The sequence below is a fragment of the Kitasatospora sp. NPDC007106 genome, assembly GCF_040634455.1.
Lineage (GTDB): Bacteria > Actinomycetota > Actinomycetes > Streptomycetales > Streptomycetaceae > Kitasatospora > Kitasatospora arboriphila.
Genome location: NZ_JBEYFP010001264.1, coordinates 1 through 1,341 on the forward strand (window position 1 = coordinate 1; position 1,341 = coordinate 1,341).

Sequence of the window (1,341 nt, forward strand, 5' to 3'; positions counted from 1 at the left end):
TTTCGGCCGAAGGCTGGGAGGTGCCCCCACACGCCCCTTGTGGTGGACCCTGTGCCCCTTGCGGTGCACCCGCCTCAGACGTGTGCGGTGCCGCCGTCGGCGGCCATCGCCGCGGCGATCCGGCGGCCGGTCTCCCGCCACTCCTCGGCGGGCACCTTCGGCAGCAGGTCGTCCCAGACCGGGAGCAGGCTGCCGCGCAGCTGCATCATCCCGGCGGGCCGGCCGATGAACCAGACGTGCAGGTGGGCGGCGCCGTCGCCCCACTTGTTCTGGTGGACCCGGGCGATCCCGCCGAGCGACATCACGGCCCGCTCGACCCGCTGCAGCATCGGGCCGAGCTCCGCGGCCCGCTCCGGCGGCAGGTCGGCGAGGTCGTGGTGGGCCCGGGGCTGGAGCAGCACGATCGCCGGGACGGCCGCGGGCTCGCCGGGGCCGGAGAGCCGCCAGTGCTCGTCCGTCCACAGGAAGTCCGCGTCGGGCCGGGCGCACTGGCTGCAGTCCGCGGGCCCGTCCTCGCCGTCCCGGGGCGGCTCGGGCAGTTCGGGCGCCTTCAGCGGCTTGACCTTGATGTCGCCCTCGAACGGGAAGATGTCCCAACCGGGCATGCCGTCCGCGGGGAAGGGCACGGACTCGCCGATCGGCAGGCGGGCGAGGTACGGGTTCGCATGATCGTCGCTCATGGGCCGAGTCTGCCGGATGACACCCCGTCACCCCGCGGCCGGGGTCGGCACCGCGGGCCCGCCGGTTTGCGATGATCGGCCCATGGCCACCGGACTGGAACGCGCCCTGACCGCCGCCCTGCGGGGCGAGGTGCGCTTCGGCACCGCCGAACGCGCCGTCTACGGCCACGACGCCTCCAACTACCGGCACGTCCCGCGCGGCGTGGTCAAGCCCGCCGACCTCGACGACGTCCGGGCCGCGGTCGCGCTCTGCCGCGAGTTCGGCGTGCCGGTGGTGCCGCGCGGCTCCGGGACCAGCATCGGCGGTCAGGCGATCGGCCCCGGGGCGGTCGTGCTGGACTTCCGCCGCCGGCTGGGGCGGGTCCTCTCGGTGGACCCGGACGCGCGCACCGCCCGGGTCGAGCCCGGCACCGTCCTGGACGACCTGCAGCGGGCGGCCCGCCCGTACGGGCTGTGCTTCGGGCCGGACCCGTCCACGCACAGCCGCTGCACCCTCGGCGGGATGATCGGCAACAACGCCTGCGGCTCGCACTCGGTGGCCTGGGGCCGCACCTCGGACAACGTGCACGCGCTCGACGTGCTGCTCGCCGACGGCACCGAGTTCACCGCCGGCGGGCCGCTGGACGCCGCCGCCCGCGCCGCGCTGCGCGAGCTGCCCGGC

Annotated in this window: 2 protein-coding genes; one reads left to right on the plus strand and one right to left on the minus strand. The window is 76.1% G+C overall.

Going from position 1 to position 1,341, the window contains the following annotated elements; genetic code table 11:
* Positions 1-74: 74 nt before the first annotated feature.
* Positions 75-680, minus strand: coding sequence for a hypothetical protein (locus ABZ641_RS37695; RefSeq protein WP_344628186.1), 606 nt, complete (start codon positions 678-680; stop codon positions 75-77).
* Between the two features lie 82 nt (positions 681-762).
* Here ABZ641_RS37695 and ABZ641_RS37700 point away from each other — a divergent pair.
* On the plus strand, positions 763-1,341 hold a 579-nt coding region (locus ABZ641_RS37700; protein WP_359989118.1), incomplete at its 3' end, for an FAD-binding oxidoreductase.